This is a genomic window from Vibrio sp. 1401, assembly GCF_033340295.1.
Map to the genome: position 1 here is coordinate 1 of NZ_JAWOWF010000256.1, position 796 is coordinate 796.

Genomic DNA, 796 nt, shown 5'->3' on the forward strand with positions numbered 1-796 from the left:
CCGCCGCATGTCGTTTAATGAGTTGATTAGAGTCCTAACTATTGCCAAGCTACAAAAAGATCAGTTCCACTACCATGAAGCCATCAAATCTTATCAAGCGGCTTTAAAGCTTGCGCAGATTATTGGTGACGGACGTTTTCGTTTTCGGGTGAACTTGGAGCTTGCGTCTCTGTATCGCGAAACCAACAACGAAAAAAACATGCTGCGTCATCTCAAGCTTGCCGAAAACTTGCAGTACCGTGAAACCTCGAATGCGTACTTGGCAACATTTAAGTTGTTGCAAGCTGAGTACATGCTAGAGCGTAAGCAGTATCAAGCTTTGTTAACGATGATTACGCCTTTACTTCCTGAGATCATCGAGAGTCGCTACATCAAACAGCAGCAAATGGAGCTGTTAAAAGTCGCTGCTATGGCTTACGCCGGAGATCAAAACTTCGAATTGGCCTATCAAACCTACGGTCAATATCATGAAAAATTCATTCAATTTAGTAATCAGCGTGAAGTCGAGAACTTAGAGCGACAACAAACCTTGTTTGAGCTAGAGCGATTAGAGTACGAGAACGAAAACCTCAACTGGAACAATGTATTACAGCGTCTAGAGCTGGAGAATAATCGCCGAACATTCTACCTGTTGGGTGAAGTGTTATTGGTAATGATTGGTATTTTATTGCTTATGGCGTTGGTATTTTTGTACGTGAACCGTTCGCGTTTACGTATGCGTCGTTTGGCGAAAACCGACATGTTAACGGGCCTATTTAACCGCCGATTCTTGGAAGAGTGGTTTGCGAAACCTGCA

The 796-nt window shown here is 43.3% G+C and carries 1 pseudogene; it reads left to right on the plus strand.

What is annotated here, in order from left to right:
• Positions 1–796, plus strand: a pseudogene (locus R7Z77_RS24945) (GGDEF domain-containing protein); the annotation flags it as partial.